Source organism: Sphingomonas sp. GW821-FHT09B04, assembly GCF_059418285.1.
The window spans coordinates 537,847-557,117 of sequence record NZ_JBWKPO010000003.1 but is presented as its reverse complement, the minus strand read 5'-3'; the positions used below and the strand labels follow the sequence as shown (position 1 = coordinate 557,117).

The following is a 19,271-nucleotide window of genomic DNA, read 5'->3' as shown; positions in this document are numbered from 1 at the left end:
CAGGTGGTTCTTGCCCGCGGGCCCCCGTGCCGCAACTGGCTCGACGACCTACTCGCCTTCGTCGCCTGAACGGCGAACCTGGGCTCTGCCGAGGACTCGCCGTTCAAGCTCCTCGCGCGAAGCCACGCCGACCCGGCGATAGATGCGGCGGCGATAGTCGTGGAGCGTGTGTGCGCCGATCCCCAGATCGCGCATAATCTCGCCCGGCCCGCGCGCCATCACCAGATGCCGCGCGACCTCGCGCTCACGCGGAGAGAGGTCGAGCGCACCCAGCCGCATCAGCACCTTCAACGCGAGTGGGACCTGTCGCTCGATCAGGGCATAGTAAGTCTGAGACTCGACCTGCCGCGCATCGTTGACCGGTCCGACAGGCAGTTCGGCCGGATAGAGCCGCACGACCAAGCGGCCATACGGCGTTGTTCGCGCAACCGCGGGCTCGCGTGCAACACGCCGGAGCATTGGCGCGAAGAAATCCGACGTCGATCCCTCTAGCATCGCCCGCCGGAATTTCTGGTCGAACCGCACGCCCAGCAGCGCGCGTAACATCGTCTCGTAACCCTTGCTCGCCTCGATCAGACGGCCATCGCCATCCAGGGTGAGGACCGCGCGATCGCTGCTGTCCGCATAGTCGGTGGGCGATTCGAGATTGTCGGCGGCAAGCGCATGGGCAAAGGCCGGCACCGCTGCGATCAGCGCTGCAACCTCCCTGCGCGAATAGTCGCACCCGCCGGGCTCACGCGTCGCGAGCACGACCCCGCGCACCTCCTCCCCTTCTCGCACAAAGACGTCGAACCCATGCCCGATCCCATAGGGTCGGCAACATTCATTGTAGAAGAGCGAGTTGCGAAACGCGGGCATCCGCGTGGTCTCGGCCGCAAGGCCCGCAGGACCACCACGGCGCACGAGGCTAGTGAAGCTTGGCACCTCCATGTCCTCACAGGCGAGGAGCGCGGCGTTCACTTCGAGTGCGGCGGGGATGATCCACGGCAAGTGGAAATCGACCGGCCTGCCCTGCCTGTCGACCCACACGAACATGCAAAAATGGCTCGGGACCAGTTCGGCCAGGGTCTTCAGCATCTCAGGAATGACGGTGCGGCTGGGCAGGCCAAGTCGGGCCAGTTGCGACAGATGGGCAAACGCGGCCTGATTACGCACCGAAGCCTCCTCGCCAGTTCGGCACCGAAGTCGATCGAAATGTGAGGGCGCCGCGACGCTTACGGTCAATCCTTCCCCCTACCGGGGGAAGAAATGCCAGCGCAGCGCCGGCTATGCAAGCGCGTCTGACCGCGCCGGACGGGGCGAACAACAGGAGACCCTATGATCGTGATCTTTATTCTAGCTGGCCTTGTGGCAATCGTTGGCGCAGCGATACTTGGCCGAGAGTTCGGACGGACACGGCTTCCGCCTACTCAAGATGGCCCCGACGGCTCCAAGCCAGACGGCTGCGAGGACGCAAGCAGGCTCTGGGACCAAGCCCGGCAGATGGCGTGTAATGCCAAGCGGGATCAGGACGCAGCGCATCTCATCGCCAGTGACCTGCGCGCGCAGGTGATCGCCGCCACAGCGGTGCAAATTGCACTCACTATCGCCGCCGTCGTCACCTACGCCGCGGCTGCGGCAGCCACCGCCACGATCTTCGGCATCCCGGCCGGAATCGTGCTCACCGGCATCGCGATCGGATTGACCGTCGCCGCCGCGGCGGCCCTGCTCGTCGTCATCGGCCTGACCGCATCGCTGACCGCCGCCGACGACGATCTGCTCGCGAAGATCCGCGTTCGGCAGGCATGGGATGCCGAAGTGGCGCGTCTGCGCGCGGCCATCCTTGGCGGCACCTGCCCGCCAGAGACGGCCAATGCCGTACTGTCCCGGCCGGGCCCCTGCTGAAGATCGCGCACGGAAATAGAGGCGGGCGTTTGACAGCGCCTGCCCTCGTTCCTATATCGCCAGCTCTCCGACCGGTCGGGAAATGATGTGCCGTCGCGCAGCGCATCGAACGAATTGGCCGCCGGGGATCATAGACGCTTGAGAGGCTGAGCTTTTCTTTTCTTCGGGAGAGGAAGTTGCTCGGCCCTTTTGGCGTCTGTTTGCGTGCCTGCCCCGGCGGATACCGGGATGACATTCAGGCTGACGAGGCAAAACACACCCATGGCAACCAAAGCGATCGAAGGCGGCACCGCAAAGCGCCGCATCCGCAAGGTGTTCGGCGACATCCACGAAGTGGTGCAGATGCCGAACCTGATCGAGGTTCAGCGCGAATCCTACGAACAGTTCCTCCGCAGCGATCCTTCGATCGGCTATGTGTCGGGTCTCGAAAAGACCCTGCGCTCGGTGTTTCCGATCCGCGACTTCGCCGGCACCGCCGAGCTCGACTTCGTCACCTATGAGCTTGAGCAGCCCAAGTTCGACGTCGAGGAATGCCGTCAGCGCGGCATCACCTACGCCGCTCCGATGCGCGTTACCCTTCGCCTGATCGTGTTCGAGGTCGACCCCGATACGGAAGCCCGGTCGGTTCTCGATATCAAGGAGCAGGACGTCTACATGGGCGACATGCCCCTGATGACGGGCAACGGCACCTTCTTCATCAACGGCACCGAGCGTGTCATCGTCAGCCAGATGCACCGTTCGCCGGGCGTGCTGTTCGACCATGACCGCGGCAAGACCCACGCTTCGGGCAAGTATCTGTTCGCCGCGCGCGTGATCCCGTATCGCGGCTCGTGGCTCGACTTCGAGTTCGACGCCAAGGACATCGTCAACGTCCGCATCGACCGCAAGCGCAAGCTGCCGGTGACTTCGCTGCTCTATGCCCTGGGCCTGAACAGCGAAGAGATCCTCAACCACTTCTATAACACCGTCACCTTCGTGCGCGGTTCGGGTGGCTGGCAGATCCCCTTCCAGCCCGAGAACTGGCGCGGCGCGAAGCCGATGTTCGACATCATCGACGCCAAGACCGGCGAGATCGTGTTCCCGGCAGGCCAGAAGATCAGCCCCCGCGCCGCCAACAAGGCTGGCAAGGATGGCCTCGAGACGCTGCTGATCCCGACCGAAGAGATCTTCAACCGCTACTCGGCGTTCGACCTGATCAACGAGTCGACCGGTGAGATCTACATCGAGGCGGGCGACGAAGTGTCGGCCGAGAACCTCGAAAAGCTGGACAAGGCCGGCATCGAGCGCATCGAGCTGCTCGACATCGACCACGTCTCGACCGGTCCGTGGATCCGTAACACGCTCAAGGCCGACAAGGCCGAGGAGCGCGAGCAGGCGCTGTCGGACATCTACCGCGTCATGCGCCCCGGCGAGCCGCCGACGCTCGAGACCGCAGAGTCGCTGTTCGGCGGCCTGTTCTTCGATCCGGAGCGCTACGACCTGTCGGCCGTGGGCCGCGTCAAGCTCAACATGCGCCTCGACCTCGACGCCGAGGACACGGTGACGACGCTGCGCACCGAGGACATCCTCGCCGTGGTGAAGACGCTGGTCGACCTCAAGGACGGCAAGGGCGAAGTCGACGACATCGACAACCTCGGCAACCGTCGCGTGCGTTCGGTGGGCGAGCTGCTCGAGAACCAGTATCGCGTCGGCCTGCTCCGCATGGAGCGCGCCGTGAAGGAGCGCATGAGCTCGGTCGACGTATCGACCGTGATGCCGAACGACCTGATCAACGCCAAGCCGGCCGTTGCGGCCGTCCGCGAATTCTTCGGCTCGTCGCAGCTCTCGCAGTTCATGGACCAGACCAACCCGCTTTCCGAAGTGACGCACAAGCGTCGCGTTTCGGCGCTCGGGCCGGGCGGTCTCACGCGTGAGCGCGCGGGCTTCGAAGTCCGCGACGTTCACCCGACCCACTATGGCCGTATCTGCCCGATCGAGACGCCGGAAGGCCCGAACATCGGTCTGATCAACTCGCTGGCGAGCTTCTCGCGCGTCAACAAGTACGGCTTCATCGAGACCCCGTACCGCAAGGTGATCGACGGCAAGGTGACCAACGAAGTCGTCTATCTGTCCGCGATGGAGGAGGCTAAGCACACCATCGCGCAGGCCTCGGCCGAGCTGGACAGCGACAATCGCTTCACCGAGGATCTGACCTCGGCACGTCAGGCAGGCGAGTTCCTGATGGCGCTGCCTGAGACGATCACGCTGATGGACGTCAGCCCCAAGCAGCTCGTCTCAGTTGCCGCATCGCTCATTCCGTTCCTGGAAAACGATGACGCCAACCGCGCGCTCATGGGATCGAACATGCAGCGTCAGGCCGTGCCGCTGGTGAAGGCGGAAGCGCCCTTCGTCGGTACCGGCATGGAAGAAACCGTTGCGCGTGACTCGGGCGCCGCAATCGGCGCGCGCCGTGGCGGCATCGTCGATCAGGTCGATGCCTCGCGTATCGTCATCCGCGCCACCGGCGACGTGTCGGCGGAAGAGAGCGGCGTCGACATCTACACGCTGATGAAGTTCGAGCGTTCGAACCAGTCGACCTGCATCAACCAGCGTCCGCTGGTGAAGGTAGGCGACGTCGTCAACGTGGGCGACGTGATCGCCGACGGTCCGTCGACCGAGTTCGGCGAGCTGGCACTGGGCCGCAACGCGCTCGTCGCGTTCATGCCCTGGAATGGGTATAACTATGAGGACTCGATCCTCATCAGCGAGCGGATCGTGAAGGACGACGTGTTCACGTCGATCCATATCGACGAGTTCGAAGTGATGGCCCGCGACACCAAGCTCGGGCCGGAAGACATCACCCGCGACATCCCGAACGTCGGTGAAGAAGCGCTGCGCAACCTCGACGAGGCGGGCATCGTGTACATCGGCGCCGAGGTCGAGCCGGGCGACATCCTGGTCGGCAAGATCACGCCGAAGGGCGAAAGCCCGATGACGCCGGAAGAAAAACTCCTCCGCGCCATCTTCGGTGAGAAGGCTTCGGACGTTCGCGACACCTCGCTCCGTCTGCCCCCGGGCGTGTCGGGCACGATCGTCGACGTTCGCGTCTTCAATCGTCACGGCATCGACAAGGACGAGCGCGCGATGGCGATCGAGCGCGAAGAGATCGAGCGCCTGAAGAAGGACTCGGACGACGAGCGCAACATCCTCAATCGCGCGACCTGGTCGCGTCTGCGTGAGATGCTGCTCGGCCAGACCGCGACCGGCACCCCGAAGGGCCTCAAGAAGGGCTCGGTGATCGACGAGGATCTGCTCGACAGCGTCGATCGTCACGAATGGTGGAAGTTCGCGGTTCAGGACGACGCGATGCAGTCGAACCTCGAAGCGGTGAAGGGCCAGTACGACGAGGCCGTGAAGCGCATCAAGGACAAGTTCGAGGATCGCCGCGAGAAGCTGGAGCGGGGCGACGAACTGCCGCCGGGCGTGCTCAAGATGGTCAAGGTCTTCGTCGCGGTGAAGCGTAAGCTGCAGCCGGGCGACAAGATGGCCGGCCGTCACGGCAACAAGGGCGTCATCTCGCGCATCCTGCCGCAGGAAGACATGCCGTTCCTCGAGGACGGTACCCCGGTCGATCTCGTGCTCAACCCGCTGGGCGTGCCTTCGCGCATGAACGTCGGTCAGATTTTCGAGACGCACCTCGGCTGGGCCGCACGCAACCTCGGCATGCAGGTCGCCGCGCAGCTCGAAGAGTGGCGTGAGAACAATCCGGACGCCAAGGCGGGCGAAATGCCCGGCGCGGTCAAGGATCGCCTCAAGACGATCTATGGTGACCATTACGCCAGCGAGATCGACGCGCGCAGCCCCGAGCAGGTGGCCGAGCTGGTCCAGAACATCCGCACCGGCGTGCCGATGGGCACGCCTGTGTTCGACGGCGCACGCGAAAGCGACGTGTCGGCGATGCTGGAACTGGCGGGTCTCGACACGTCGGGCCAGTCGGACCTGTTCGACGGACGCACCGGCGACATGTTCGACCGCAAGGTCACCGTGGGCATCATCTACATGCTGAAGCTGCACCACCTGGTCGACGACAAGATCCACGCGCGTTCGATCGGGCCGTACAGCCTCGTTACCCAGCAGCCGCTGGGCGGTAAGGCGCAGTTCGGCGGCCAGCGCTTCGGTGAGATGGAAGTGTGGGCGCTGCAGGCTTATGGCGCGGCGTACACGCTCCAGGAGATGCTGACGGTGAAGTCGGACGACGTGGTCGGCCGCACCAAGGTCTATGAGGCGATCGTCAAGGGTGACGACACGTTCGAGGCCGGCATCCCCGAGAGCTTCAACGTTCTCGTCAAGGAAATGCGCTCGCTGGGCCTCAACGTCGAGCTCAAGACACTCGACGAAAACGAGGACGGCGACAGCCTGGCCGAGGCGGCGGAATAACGGAATCGGGCGTCGCCTTCGGGTGACGCCCTCCCTGCCGCCCGACGAATTTTACCCTCCAGAGGGAAAAAGAAATGAACGAACTGACCAACTTCGCGAACCCGGTGGCCAAGCCGGAGACCTTCGACCAGATCCAGATCGGCATTGCGTCGCCTGACCGCATCCGCTCGTGGTCGTTCGGCGAGATCAAGAAGCCCGAGACGATCAACTACCGTACGTTCAAGCCCGAGCGTGACGGCCTGTTCTGCGCGCGCATCTTCGGTCCGATCAAGGACTATGAGTGCCTGTGCGGCAAGTACAAGCGCATGAAGTACAAGGGCATTGTCTGCGAGAAGTGCGGCGTCGAGGTTACCGTCTCGAAGGTGCGCCGCGAGCGCATGGGCCATATCGAACTGGCCGCGCCGGTCGCGCACATCTGGTTCCTGAAGTCGCTGCCGTCGCGCATCGGCCTGCTGCTCGACATGCAGCTCAAGCAGCTCGAGCGCGTGCTGTACTTCGAGTCCTACATCGTCACCGAGCCGGGCCTGACCCCGCTCGAGAAGTTCCAGCTCCTCACCGAGGACGAACTGCTCGACGCGCAGGACGAGTATGGCGAAGACGCCTTTTCGGCCGGCATCGGCGCCGAAGCGGTCAAGATCATGCTCATGGACCTCGATCTCGAGGGTGAGCGCAAGGATCTGCTGGAAGAACTGGCGACGACCAAGTCGGAGCTGAAGCCCAAGAAGATCATCAAGCGTCTGAAGGTCGTCGAGTCATTCATCGATTCCGGCAACCGTCCGGAGTGGATGATCCTCGACGTCGTTCCGGTCATCCCGCCCGAACTGCGCCCGCTGGTACCGCTGGACGGCGGCCGCTTCGCGACCTCGGATCTCAACGATCTGTATCGCCGCGTGATCAACCGCAACAACCGCCTGAAGCGCCTGATGGAGCTGCGCGCGCCGGACATCATCGTCCGCAACGAAAAGCGCATGCTGCAGGAAGCCGTCGATGCGCTGTTCGACAATGGCCGCCGCGGCCGTACCATCACCGGTGCGAACAAGCGTCCACTCAAGTCGCTGTCCGACATGCTCAAGGGCAAGCAGGGCCGCTTCCGTCAGAACCTGCTCGGCAAGCGCGTCGACTATTCGGGCCGCTCGGTCATCGTGACCGGTCCGGAGCTCAAGCTGCACCAGTGCGGCCTGCCCAAGAAGATGGCGCTCGAGCTGTTCAAGCCGTTCATCTACGCGCGCCTCGACGCCAAGGGTCTGTCGATGACCCTGAAGCAGGCGAAGAAGTGGGTCGAGAAGGAGCGTAAGGAAGTCTGGGACATCCTCGACGAAGTCATTCGCGAGCACCCGGTCCTGCTGAACCGCGCGCCTACGCTTCACCGCCTCGGCATCCAGGCGTTCGAACCGGTCCTGATCGAGGGCAAGGCGATCCAGCTTCATCCGCTGGTCTGCTCAGCGTTCAACGCCGACTTCGACGGTGACCAGATGGCCGTGCACGTCCCGCTGAGCCTTGAGGCCCAGCTGGAAGCGCGCGTCCTCATGATGTCGACCAACAACATCCTGTCGCCCGCGAACGGCAAGCCGATCATCGTGCCGTCGCAGGACATGGTCCTCGGTCTCTATTACATCTCGATGGAGAAGGAGAACGAGCCGGGCCAGGGGATGATCCTGGGCGACATGGCCGAAGTGCATCAGGCGCTGTTCGCTGGCGCCGTGACGCTGCATTCGAAGATCGTCAGCCGCGTCCCGCAGACGGACGAAGCCGGCAATTCCTATATGAAGCGCTTCGAGACCACCCCGGGCCGCATGCTGCTGGGCGAGTGCCTTCCGCATTCGCACAAGGTGCCGTTCGACGTCGTCAACCGCCTGCTCACCAAGAAGGACGTGGGCGACGTGATCGACGAGGTCTATCGCCACACCGGCCAGAAGGAGACCGTGCTGTTCGCCGACGCGATCATGGCGCTCGGCTTCCGTCACGCGTTCAAGGCGGGCATCTCGTTCGGCAAGGACGACATGATCATCCCGGACTCGAAGGATGCACTGGTCGACGAGACCCGCGCTCTCGTGAAGGACTATGAGCAGCAGTATCAGGACGGCCTGATCACCCAGCAGGAAAAGTACAACAAGGTGATCGACGCCTGGAGCCGTTGTGGCGACCAGGTGGCGGCCGCGATGATGGACGAGATCAAGGCGGTCAAGAAGGACCCCGAGACCGGCCGTGAGAAGCCCGCCAACGCGATCTACATGATGGCTCATTCCGGTGCTCGCGGCTCGGCGGCGCAGATCAAGCAGCTCGCCGGCATGCGCGGCCTGATGGCCAAGCCGTCGGGCGAGATCATCGAGACGCCGATCATCTCGAACTTCAAGGAAGGTCTGACCGTCCTTGAATACTTCAACTCGACCCACGGCGCCCGCAAGGGCCTTGCGGATACCGCGTTGAAGACCGCGAACTCGGGTTACCTCACCCGCCGCCTTGTCGACGTGTCGCAGGACTGCGTCGTCATGGAGGTGGATTGCGGTACCGAGCGCGCACTCGAGATGAAGGCGATCGTACAGGGCGGTTCGACTATCGCCTCGCTGGGCGAGCGTATTCTCGGTCGTACGACCGCAGAAGACATCGTCGACCCCAAGTCGGGCGAAGTGGCGATCCCGGTCGGCACGCTGCTCGACGAGCCGATGATCGTGCAGATCGAGGGATTGGGTATCCAGGGCATGAAGATCCGCTCGCCGCTGGTCTGCGAAGCCAAGATCGGCGTGTGCGCCAAGTGCTACGGGCGTGACCTCGCTCGCGGTACGCCGGTGAACATCGGCGAAGCGGTCGGCGTGATCGCGGCGCAGTCGATCGGCGAGCCGGGCACGCAGCTGACGATGCGTACCTTCCACATCGGCGGTGCGGCTCAGCTCAACGAGCAGTCGAACCTCGAAGCCCCTGTGGACGGCAAGGTCGAGTTCCGCGACGTCCGCATGATCGTCGATCAGCGTGGCCGCCGCGTGGTCACCTCGCGTTCGGCAGAGCTGGCGATCCTCGATATGGATGGCCGCGAACTGGCCGTGCACCGTATTCCGTACGGCGCCTATATCCTGTTCGACGACGGTCATGTCGTGAGCAAGGGCGACCGCATGGCCGAGTGGGATCCGTTCACCATGCCGGTGATCACGGAAACCGGCGGTACCGTGAAGTATCAGGACCTGATCGAGGGCAAGACGCTCGCCGAGCAGGTCGACGAAGCGACGGGCATCGCCCAGCGCGTCGTCATCGAGAACCGCGGCGCTGCAGCCAAGAAGGAGGATCTTCGTCCGCGCCTGACCCTCACCGGGGACAGCGAAGGCGAAGCGGCGCGCTACATGCTGGCGATGGGCGCCGTGATCTCGGTCGAAGATGGTGCGGTGGTCCATGGCGGCGACGTGCTGGCGCGTGTCAGCCGCGAATCGGCCAAGACCCGCGACATCACCGGCGGTCTGCCGCGCGTTGCTGAGCTGTTCGAGGCGCGCAAGCCGAAGGAAAACGCGATCATCGCGAAGGTCTCGGGCCGCGTCGTGTTCGGCAAGGACTATAAGGCGAAGCGCAAGATCGGCATCCAGCCCGAGGATGGCGGTGAGGTCGTCGAGTATTTGGTGCCCAAGTCGAAGGTGATCGACGTTCAGGAAGGCGACTACGTCAAGCGTGGCGACAACCTGATCGGCGGCAGCCCCGATCCGCACGACATTCTCGAGGTGCTCGGCATCGAGCCGCTCGCGGAATATCTCGTCGCGGAAATCCAGGAAGTCTATCGACTCCAGGGCGTGAAGATCAACGACAAGCACATCGAGGTGATCGTTCGCCAGATGCTGCAGAAGGTCGAGATCACCGACGCCGGCGACACCACCCTGCTCCCCGGCGAGCAGGTGGATCGCGACGAGATGGACGAGACCAACGAGAAGCTCGAGCCCGGCCAGGCCCCTGCACAGGGCAAGCCGATCCTGCTCGGCATCACCAAGGCGTCGCTGCAGACCCGCAGCTTCATCTCGGCGGCATCGTTCCAGGAGACCACGCGCGTCCTCACCCAGGCCGCAGTCGAGGGCAAGCAGGACACGCTGATCGGTCTCAAGGAGAACGTGATCGTTGGCCGTCTCATCCCCGCCGGTACCGGCGCGGGCATGAACCGGATGCGGGTCGCCGCCACCAGCCGCGACGCAGCACTCCGCGTCCAGCAGCGCCGCCTGCAGGAAGTCCTCATCGCGCCGAACTCGGCCGCTGAGGAGCGTGCAGCCGAGCTGGCACAGGACCCGATCGAGGCGATGGCCACCAGCGACGCGCTGGAGAAGGTCGAAGTCTCGGGCGACGGCAGCGACGAAGCTGCGGGCGATTACCTGAACGAGACCGAGTGATCGGTCCCGTCAGCGTCTGTCGCTGAAACCAACAAGCCGCCGTCCGGACCTTCCGGGCGGCGGTTTTGTTTTGTGCGGCTGCAACGCCAGGACGGTCAGGAGCCCTTCCGACAATCATCGTCGTGCGACTTGCCGAACGCACAGGAACTCAGCTCTCGTGGGAATGTTTCGGCTCTGTCACTATTTGTAGCGACAGACGCCCCCTCCCCCTTGCGGTAGCATTCCCTGCATTTTCGAGAAATTTGTGGAGGGGACCTGTCATGACAATGATCATGGTTGCACCGATCGATGCGCCGGACGGTGCATTGTTCGGCTATGGCATCAACCAGCTAACCGGCGAGCGCATCGCGACTTCGGCGCTGACCACCCAGCCCGATCCTGCCATCCGGCTTCCGTCCGGCAGCGGCGACCAGATGCACACGCTGATCGTGCAGGACAGCGACAGCTATTCGGACCTGATGAACACCGTCGCCACCGTCAGCGCCTCTGGGGTCAGCTGGTCGGCGTCGGCATCGGTATCGTTCCTGCGCGAGCAGGCAAGCGACGATACCGCGATCACCTTCACCTGGACCCGCGTCGTGCGCACGCAGGACCGGATGATCGACTGGAGCAAGGCGACGGTCTCGCAGGACGCGCTCAATACGCTCGCGCAGGGGGCCGATGCCTTCATCGCCAAATATGGCACCCACTGCATCATCGGCATCGCCTATGGCGGCTCCTTTTCCGGCTATGCGCAGATCCAGACCCAGTCGATCTCCGATAAGGAATCGCTGAAGACCGCGATCCACGGATCGGTGTCCGGGTTCGGGATCAGCGGATCGGTTTCGGCCAGTTTCGAGAACGACCTTGCCAGCACGCATGTCGGTTACTCTTCGTCACAGGACACCAAGGTGGTCGGTGCCGAGCCGATCCACTTCAGCAGCCTCGACCTCGACGGGATGAAGTCTGCTGCCGAGGCATTCACGCCCAGCGCCAACAGCCCGCTGCCGGGCATCACGGGCGTCCCGGTGGCACTGCTTTGCGTGAGCTGGGAGCAGTTCTCGCAGATCGCCGCGGCGATGACGGCTTCGACCGGAGATCTTTCGCTGATGGGCGAGCAGCAGGCGCTGGCGCGGCTGTCGAGTGAATACAGCAAGCTCACCTATATCAGCGGCACGGCGTCGCAGCTGCAGGGATCCGGGTCGATCATCCCGGCCTATAATCCGACGCTCCAGCGCGCCGGACAGCAGGCCGACGGCGCTCGCCAGAGAATTTCCCGCCTGTCGCTCGCCGACGTCCGCGCGTTCGGAGCGACCGGAACGGCTGACTATATCATCTCCCCGACCCTCCAGCCGCAAACAGACTATATCGGCCGCGGCTATGGGCAGATCCAGATCAGCTACTCGCTCGATTGGGCATTTCAGAATGCAAGCCGCACCTTCACCGTGCTGCATAAGCCGGTCTCCCCCGGGCAGCCGGGTTATACCGGCGAGGTGAACTATGGGCAGTTCAATCACTATCGTGCCGAAGGGACGCCCGACGGCAACCAGATTCTCACGCTGCTCTACACCTTCGATTGCGATGGCAACGGCGCCCCGTTCATCGCGGCTCGGATGCATTTTCAGGACCCCTATGCGCCGGAATCGACGCAGCAGCAGGACTGGCCGAGCGGCCCGGTCTATCTCAACCAGACCTCCACGCTCTCCGTCACCGCGGCGTGGCCCGAATATCCGTGGAACTACATCACCGTGACGCTGGTGCCGCCGACCGCCAGCTGATCCGGATTATCGCGGGGGAAGAGCCGCCGTCCGGGAGTCCGGGCGGCGGCTCTTTCGTGCCTGCTCAACGCCTGCCTTGTGCATCAGCAAGCAGCTCCGGATTGAGCCGTTAATGCGACTAGTTTGCATTACCACCCTTTCGCTGTTAGCGGGCGCAGCAAAGGAGATTCCCATGTTCCGTCGTCCGCGTGCCCCGCTGCCCTTCATTGCGCTCATCTGGCTCGCGCCGGTCGCTGCGCATGCCGGGGAAACGGTCACCTCGGTCGAATCTGAAACGCCGAACGACGCCGGGAAGGTTGAAGACGAGGGCCAGGTGGTCATCACCGCGGCACGCACCGTGCTGCCGCCCAACGCCCTGCCGCTCACCATTGACGTGATCGACAAGGCGGCGCTCGACCAGCAGCTCGCGATTTCGGGCTCGGTCACCGATGCGGTAGCGACGCTCACACCTTCCTTCTCTCCTACGCGCCAGAAACTGTCGGGCGCGGGCGAGACGCTGCGCGGCCGCTCACCGCTCTACGCAATCAACGGCATTCCACAGTCGACCCCGATGCGCGACAGCAGTCGCGACGGGTTCACCATTGACGGTTTCTTCGTCGACCGGGTCGAGCTGATCTACGGCTCCAACGCGCTGCAGGGGATCGGCGGCACCGGAGGCATCGTCAACCAGGTCACCGTCGGCGCGCCGAAGACCGAAGGCCTGTCGGGCCGCGTGCTGCTTCAGGGCACTGCCGATGGCGACTTCAAGAGCGACGGCATCGGCTACAAGGCCGCGGGCCTGATCCAGTACAAGGCCGGGCGCTTCGATGCGACGGTGGGCGCCGCCTATGAGAAGCGCGGCGCCTTCTATGACGCCGACGGCCGCCGCATCGGCCTCAACCTGACTCAGGGCGAAACGCAGGATTCGCGCGCGACCTCGCTGTTCGCACGCTTCGGCTATGAGCTGTCGTCGAGCGCACGGCTCGACCTGATCGCGAGCCGCTTCGAACTGGACGGCGACGGCGACTATGTCGCGACGCCGGGCAACCGCACGCTCGGCATTCCGACGACCTCGATCAGGGGGACGCCCCCGGGTGTCCCTGCCGCCAATCGCGTCGAAAGCGTCGCTCTGTCGCTCACCGACCGCGACCTGTGGGGTGGCAATTTCGTCAGCCAGATCTTCTTCAACCGCAGTCACGACACGTTCGGCGGCGAGGTGCGGGACGCATCGGGCCGCTACACTGCGACCTTCCAGGACCCGGCCCTCGCACCCGTCGGCGACCTGTTCGACCAGTCGGAGAACCGAAGCCGCAAGATCGGCGGCAAGATCAGCTACGAGCGCGGCCTGCCCGGATTCGAGGACTTGACCGTAACGCTGGGCTTCGACGCGCTGTGGGACCGTACCGAGCAACGGCTGATCGCCACCGGGCGCGTCTGGGTGCCACCCAGCGACTTCCAAAGCCTCGCTCCGTTCGGTCAGGCCAACCTCAAGCTGTTCGATGGTGTGCTGCGCCTTGCGGGCGGCGCACGTTGGGAGAACGTCAAGATCACGGTCGACGACTATCGCACGCTTGCGTCGACCACCTTCGTCGCCTGCACCACCCCGCCCGCGGCGCCCGTCACGCCCTGTGGCCTGGCAAGCTATGGCGGCGTCGCGGTCAGCGGCGGCAGCCCCAAATTCCAGGACGTGCTGTTCAACGGTGGTGTGATTTTCGAGCCGGTCGCGGGCATCCGCGCTTATGCCAGCTATGCCGAAGGCTTCACCGTCCCCGATATCGGCCGCATCACGCGTTCGGTGAACCGCACCGGGATCGATATCGACACCTATGTCGACATCTCGCCGATCGTGACCAACAACCGCGAAATCGGCGTCGAGGTGAAGCGCGGACCGCTCGACGCGTCGGCCACCTATTTCTGGTCGTCGAGCGACAAAGGCCAGCTGCTGATCGCCCGCCCCGACCGGATCTTCGACGTCCAGCGGCTACGCGTCGAGATTCAGGGGCTGGAGGTCAATCTGGGCATCAAGATGCCGATCGACGGGCTGAAGCTCGGCATCGGCTATGCCCATCTGCTCGGCCGCTACGACGCCGACACGACCCCCGACGGGGTGGTCGATACCGACCTTGATGGCGTGAACATCTCGCCCGATCGCCTCAACCTCTCCGCCAGCTATGCGAAGGGACCATTCTCGGCACGTGTCCAGTCGCAATTCTATCTGGCGCGCAGCTTCCACGCCGACGCAGGCAAGGCCCAGCCCGACCAGCGCAATAATTTCGGCGGCTACAACGTCACGGACGCGAACGTCCGCTACGAGACCGGCATCGGCGCACTGAGCCTGAGCGTTCAGAATCTACTCAACACGCAATATATCGACTATTCGAGCGACACCCGGCTGCCCACCGACAACCTAGCCTTCTTCGCGGGACGCGGGCGGACGTTCACGCTCGGCTGGGACTATCGTTTCTAAGGGCCGCGGTGATGAAGTGGATCGACCTTCTCCACCGCTGGACGGGCGGAATCATCGGGCTGGTGCTGGGATTGCTCGGTCTCACCGGCGCGATCCTCGTCTTCAAGAGCTGGTGGCTGGCCTATCTGCCGGGCGCTGGTGATGCGCAGCGTCAGGATGTCGCAGCACTCGCGGCGCAGGTCGACGCGGCGCTGGCCGCGCCCGGCGGGCCGCCGCAATCGATCCTGTTCGCCGCGCAGGACTTCGGTCTCACACGGCTGTCGCGTGGCGAGGGCGCCGGCGCCTATGCCGATCAATCGGGCCGCATCGTCACCGAATGGGGCAGCAAATGGGACCGGGTCGAGCTATGGCTGTTCGACTTCCACCACCATCTCTTCTTCGGCGATACAGGCGAGACGGTGGCGGGAATCGCGGCACTGATCGGCCTGCTGTTTGTCATCACCGGCACGATCCTGTGGTGGCGACTGCGCAAGACGTTCAAGTTTCGCCTGATCCCCAAGCGCATGAGCCGCCCCGCAATCGTCACCCATCATCGCGATATCGGTGTGGTGTTTGCGCCGTTACTGTTCCTTGCGCTGACGACGGGCTCGCTGATGGTGTTCCGCCCGATCAGCGAGGCGCTGTTCGCGCCCGCTACGGGTCTGAGCACACCATTCGAGGCCCCAAAAGTCGAAGGTGGCCCGCTCGCCTCTAAGCTCGACTGGGCCGCGATGTTCGCGACGGCACGTGCGCACTATCCCGAGGCGGAGGTTCGCCTCGTCTCGCTGCCCCGCAAGCCCGGCGGCCTCATCCTGATGCGCCTGCGCCAGCAGCCCGAATGGTTGCCCAATGGCCGCACATTGCTCTGGTTCCGGCCGGAGACTGGCCAGCTGGTCGACACACGCAACATCCAGACGATGCCTAACGGCGTGCGTGCCTATAACGCGCTTTACCCGCTCCACGCCGCCAAGGTCGGCGGATTCCTTTGGAAACTGGTGATCGCAGCAACCGGCCTTGTCCTTGCGATGCTGGGAACGCTGGCGGTGTGGACCTTCTGGTTCAAGCGACCCAAGCCCAGGCCGGCACGCACGGTGCGCCCCGCAGCCGCTTAGTGGAACGGCCGGACCGCATCTCGGCCCGGCCGCTATTGATCAGCCGAACACTTCGTCGGCGTTGGTGCCCTGGCCCTTTGGATCCTCGCCGAAACGGTTAGGTCCTGCCGTGCCCGGCGTGCAGTACCAGACGAGCAACAGGATCGCGCAAGCCAAACCGCCCAGCATCAGAACTCCCCCGAACATTGCCGCACCCGAGAAGCCCGCGCCACCGCCGCCCATGGCCGAAACCAGGCTGGCACCCATCAATATGGCGCCGAGAAAGATCGGACCCAGCGGAAGCAGGATCCACCAGCCGCTACGGTCGACATCGTGCAGCCGCCGCACGCCCACGGCGATGCTCGGAATGATGGTGGCAAGCGAAAAGATATTGGCGAGCAGACCACCCGACAGCGCGCCCGAAGCCCCTGCCGAGGTTCCCGAAAGATCGGCATCGCCGGTCGCGCTCCCGCCCAGCCCGAGGATCGAATCGACGATGCTGAGTACGATCGACGCGAGGATGATGAACAGCGTGTACATCCAGTATTCCTTGCGCCGCGAACGGCCCTTGAAATCGAAATAGCGCTTAAACGGCAGGATCATCCATTCCATGTTCGTTCCCCTAACTGTTGCCTCTAACCTCTGATTCTAAACGCGAACGACTCGCCTATGAACGTGGCGGCTGACGACGGTAGCTCAACGCCTCGGCGACGTGAATTCGCGTCACCGTCTCACTCTGTGCCAGATCTGCGATCGTCCGCGCGACACGCAACACACGGGTGTAGCCGCGCGCCGACATACGCATCGCTTCCGCCGCCTGTGCCAGCAGCTTGCGGCCTGCCTCATCGGGTGTCGCAGCGGCATCAAGTACCGGCCCGTCCGCCTCGGCATTGGTGCGCGTACCCGATCCATTGTAGCGCGCTGCCTGCACCCGCCGCGCCGCCGCGACCCGCGCCGCAACCTCAGCCGTCCCCTCGGCGGGCGGCGGCAGCACCAGATCCGCGGCAGTGACCGGCTGGACCTCCACATGCAGATCGATTCTGTCGAGCAAGGGCCCCGAGACCTTGGCCTGATAGTCGGCGGCGCATCTGGGCGCGCGCGCGCAAGCCAATGCCGGATCGCCAAGATGCCCGCAACGACACGGGTTCATCGCCGCAACCAGCTGGACACGCGCCGGGAAGGTGACATGCGCATTGGCACGCGCCACGCTGACCGTCCCACTCTCAAGCGGCTGACGCAGCGAGTCGAGGACGGCACGCTGGAATTCAGGCAACTCATCGAGGAACAGCACGCCGAGGTGCGCCATGCTCACCTCACCCGGCTTGACCTTGAGCCCGCCGCCGGTGAGCGCTGCCATCGACGCAGAGTGATGCGGACTGCGAAAGGGTCGCGTCCGCGTGAGCTTGCCGCCCTGCAGCATCCCCGCAACGCTCGCGACCATCGACACTTCCAGCGCCTCGGTCGCATCGAGCGGCGGCAGGATGCCCGGCAGGCAGCTCGCCATCAGCGACTTGCCCGCACCCGGCGGTCCGACCATCAATAGATTATGCCCGCCTGCAGCCGCGATCTCGAGCGCGCGCTTGGCGGTTTCCTGCCCCTTCACCTGCTTGAGGTCAGGCCCATGCAGCTTCTCTTCAGCTTCCCCGGCCTGCGGCGCGGCGAGCAGTTGCTGTCCCTTGAAGTGGTTGATCAGGCCGATCAGGTCGGGCGCCGCAATCACGCCCGTCGTCCCCGCCCACGCCGCCTCGGGGCCCTGCGCAACCGGGCAGACTAATCCCTTCCCCATTTCCGCCGCATGCAACGCCGCCAACAGTACTCCGGGAGACGGTGCGATTCGGCCGTCCAGCCCCAGTTCGCCGACAAAGACATGCTCACTCAGCGCCTCGGCATCGACCACGCCCATCGCACCGAGCAGCGCGAGCGCAATCGGCAGATCGAAATGCGATCCCTCCTTGGGCAGGTCGGCGGGTGACAAATTGAGGATCACCCGCTTGGGCGGGAGCGCGAGGCCAATCGCGGCCATCGCCGCGCGCACGCGCTCGCGACTCTCTGCAACCGCCTTATCAGGCAGGCCCACCACGACGAAATTGGGGAGGCCGGGGACGAGGTTGCACTGCACCTCGACGGCGCGCGCCTCCAGCCCGAGATACGCAACCGTAGAGACGCTCGCGACCATATGCCCCCCATTTGTTCACCCGTTGTAACGGCTTTTGCGCGGCAGGGAACGGTTGATCGCGCCGCCGTCTTGCACCGCCAACACACACTCCCCACGTCATAGTCATGCGCCCCAAACCGCATCCGATCCTGCGAATCACCCTGCTCGTGACCGGCGTTCTGCTGTTCCTGGTGGTGGCGCCGCTCGTGTCGCCGTTTCCCGGTCCTGCAGGAACCGTCGTCGCGGCACTGGGGATCATCCTGATTCTGCGCAATTCGCGCTGGGCGCGCCGCCGCTTCGTCCTGCTGAAGGCCCGATGGCCGCGTGTCGGCGCCTTTATCGACCGCATCCTGATCCGGGGCAGCGCAAAGCGCCGCCGCGAACGCGCCAAATCGATCGCAGCGAATTGACTTTACCTGCACCTTTGGCTAACGGCCCTGCTCACGCGGTCGCCCCTGTGGCGGCCCTTTTAGTTTCTAGAATTCAGGGAATGAGCGATGAAGCGGACCTTTCAGCCGAGCAACCTGGTGCGAGCGCGCCGGCACGGCTTCCGCGCGCGCATGGCGACCCCCGGCGGTCGCAATGTGATTCGCGCCCGCCGCGCCCGCGGCCGCAACAAGCTGAGCGCCTGAACACAGGCGCCCCTGCGCGGCTGACGCTGCGCAAGGACTATCTCGCCGCAAATGCCGGCAAGCGCGCGCCCATGCCCGGGTTCGTGCTGCTGGTACGCGCGCGCAGCGATGATGACGCAACGATGCGAATCGGCATCACCGTTTCCAAAAAGGTCGGCAACGCAGTCGTGCGCAATCGCATGAAGCGCCGATTTCGCGAGCTCGCGCGCGCGATTCTGCCCGCCGAAGGTATCCCCGGCGCCGATCACGTACTGATCGGCCGCAATTCGGGCATCGAACGCGATTTCGCGGCGCTCCAGGCCGACCTGATCAAGGCATTGGGCAAGATCCGCAAATGATCGCCCGTGCCCTGATCCTGATCGCGCGCGGCTGGCAGATCGGCCCTTCGCGCATCCTTCCGCCCAGCTGCCGCTATGCGCCCAGCTGTTCGGCCTATGCAATCGAGGCACTCTCCCGCTATGGCGCGCTCAAGGGCGGATGGCTCGCGCTCCGGCGCATCCTTCGCTGCCATCCGTGGGGTGGGCACGGCTATGATCCCGTGCCCTGATTTCCTGAA

Annotated in this window: 13 protein-coding genes; 10 read left to right on the top strand and 3 right to left on the bottom strand. The window is 64.5% G+C overall.

Features of this window, described 5'->3' with window-relative positions:
• Positions 1 to 48 precede the first annotated feature (48 nt).
• The gene (locus tag AC07NK_RS12235) at positions 49 to 1,155 is read right to left on the bottom strand and encodes a helix-turn-helix transcriptional regulator (protein WP_495170871.1); all 1,107 of its coding nucleotides are present in this window, start codon (positions 1,153 to 1,155) and stop codon (positions 49 to 51) included.
• A 162-nt stretch (positions 1,156 to 1,317) separates the two neighbouring features.
• Here AC07NK_RS12235 and AC07NK_RS12230 point away from each other — a divergent pair, with 162 nt between their 5' ends.
• The 6 genes from AC07NK_RS12230 (at position 1,318) to AC07NK_RS12205 (ending at position 15,949) form a co-directional block, all read left to right on the top strand.
• Positions 1,318 to 1,884: a hypothetical protein gene (locus tag AC07NK_RS12230; RefSeq protein WP_495170870.1), complete on the top strand. Its 567-nt coding sequence runs from the start codon at positions 1,318 to 1,320 to the stop codon at positions 1,882 to 1,884.
• 261 nt (positions 1,885 to 2,145) lie between these two features.
• Complete coding sequence (gene rpoB / locus AC07NK_RS12225) at positions 2,146 to 6,300, top strand: DNA-directed RNA polymerase subunit beta (RefSeq protein ID WP_495170869.1); 4,155 nt, start codon at positions 2,146 to 2,148, stop codon at positions 6,298 to 6,300.
• A gap of 74 nt (positions 6,301 to 6,374) precedes the next feature.
• Positions 6,375 to 10,655: a DNA-directed RNA polymerase subunit beta' gene (gene rpoC, locus AC07NK_RS12220; protein WP_495170868.1), complete on the top strand. Its 4,281-nt coding sequence runs from the start codon at positions 6,375 to 6,377 to the stop codon at positions 10,653 to 10,655.
• Positions 10,656 to 10,915: 260 nt separating this feature from the next.
• Positions 10,916 to 12,412 (top strand): MAC/perforin domain-containing protein, encoded by a 1,497-nt coding sequence (locus AC07NK_RS12215; protein ID WP_495170867.1) that lies wholly within the window; start codon positions 10,916 to 10,918, stop codon positions 12,410 to 12,412.
• A gap of 172 nt (positions 12,413 to 12,584) precedes the next feature.
• Positions 12,585 to 14,858, top strand: a complete 2,274-nt coding sequence (locus tag AC07NK_RS12210) for a TonB-dependent receptor (protein WP_495170866.1) — start codon at positions 12,585 to 12,587, stop codon at positions 14,856 to 14,858.
• An 11-nt stretch (positions 14,859 to 14,869) separates the two neighbouring features.
• A complete protein-coding gene (locus AC07NK_RS12205) occupies positions 14,870 to 15,949 on the top strand; it encodes a PepSY-associated TM helix domain-containing protein (RefSeq protein WP_495170865.1) in 1,080 nt (359 codons plus the stop codon).
• Positions 15,950 to 15,988: 39 nt separating this feature from the next.
• On the opposite strand, the gene AC07NK_RS12200 is transcribed toward AC07NK_RS12205, so the two are convergent.
• Entirely contained in the window at positions 15,989 to 16,540 is a 552-nt protein-coding gene (locus AC07NK_RS12200) for a DUF805 domain-containing protein (RefSeq protein WP_495170864.1), read from the bottom strand.
• Positions 16,541 to 16,595: 55 nt separating this feature from the next.
• Entirely contained in the window at positions 16,596 to 18,104 is a 1,509-nt protein-coding gene (locus AC07NK_RS12195) for a YifB family Mg chelatase-like AAA ATPase (RefSeq protein WP_495170863.1), read from the bottom strand.
• A 104-nt stretch (positions 18,105 to 18,208) separates the two neighbouring features.
• On the opposite strand from AC07NK_RS12195, the gene AC07NK_RS12190 reads away from it, so the two are divergent.
• The 4 genes from AC07NK_RS12190 (at position 18,209) to yidD (ending at position 19,262) form a co-directional block, all read left to right on the top strand.
• Entirely contained in the window at positions 18,209 to 18,493 is a 285-nt protein-coding gene (locus AC07NK_RS12190; protein WP_495170862.1) for a hypothetical protein, read from the top strand.
• A gap of 87 nt (positions 18,494 to 18,580) precedes the next feature.
• Positions 18,581 to 18,715, top strand: a complete 135-nt coding sequence (gene rpmH / locus AC07NK_RS12185; protein WP_044332822.1) for a 50S ribosomal protein L34 — start codon at positions 18,581 to 18,583, stop codon at positions 18,713 to 18,715.
• Positions 18,712 to 19,053, top strand: a complete 342-nt coding sequence (rnpA, locus tag AC07NK_RS12180; RefSeq protein WP_495171009.1) for a ribonuclease P protein component — start codon at positions 18,712 to 18,714, stop codon at positions 19,051 to 19,053. The genes rpmH and rnpA overlap by 4 nt, the downstream gene beginning before the upstream one ends.
• Positions 19,050 to 19,262 carry a membrane protein insertion efficiency factor YidD gene (gene yidD, locus AC07NK_RS12175; protein ID WP_066576234.1) on the top strand — a complete coding sequence of 71 codons (213 nt, stop codon included), beginning with the start codon at positions 19,050 to 19,052 and terminating at the stop codon, positions 19,260 to 19,262. The genes rnpA and yidD overlap by 4 nt, the downstream gene beginning before the upstream one ends.
• Positions 19,263 to 19,271: the final 9 nt, after the last annotated feature.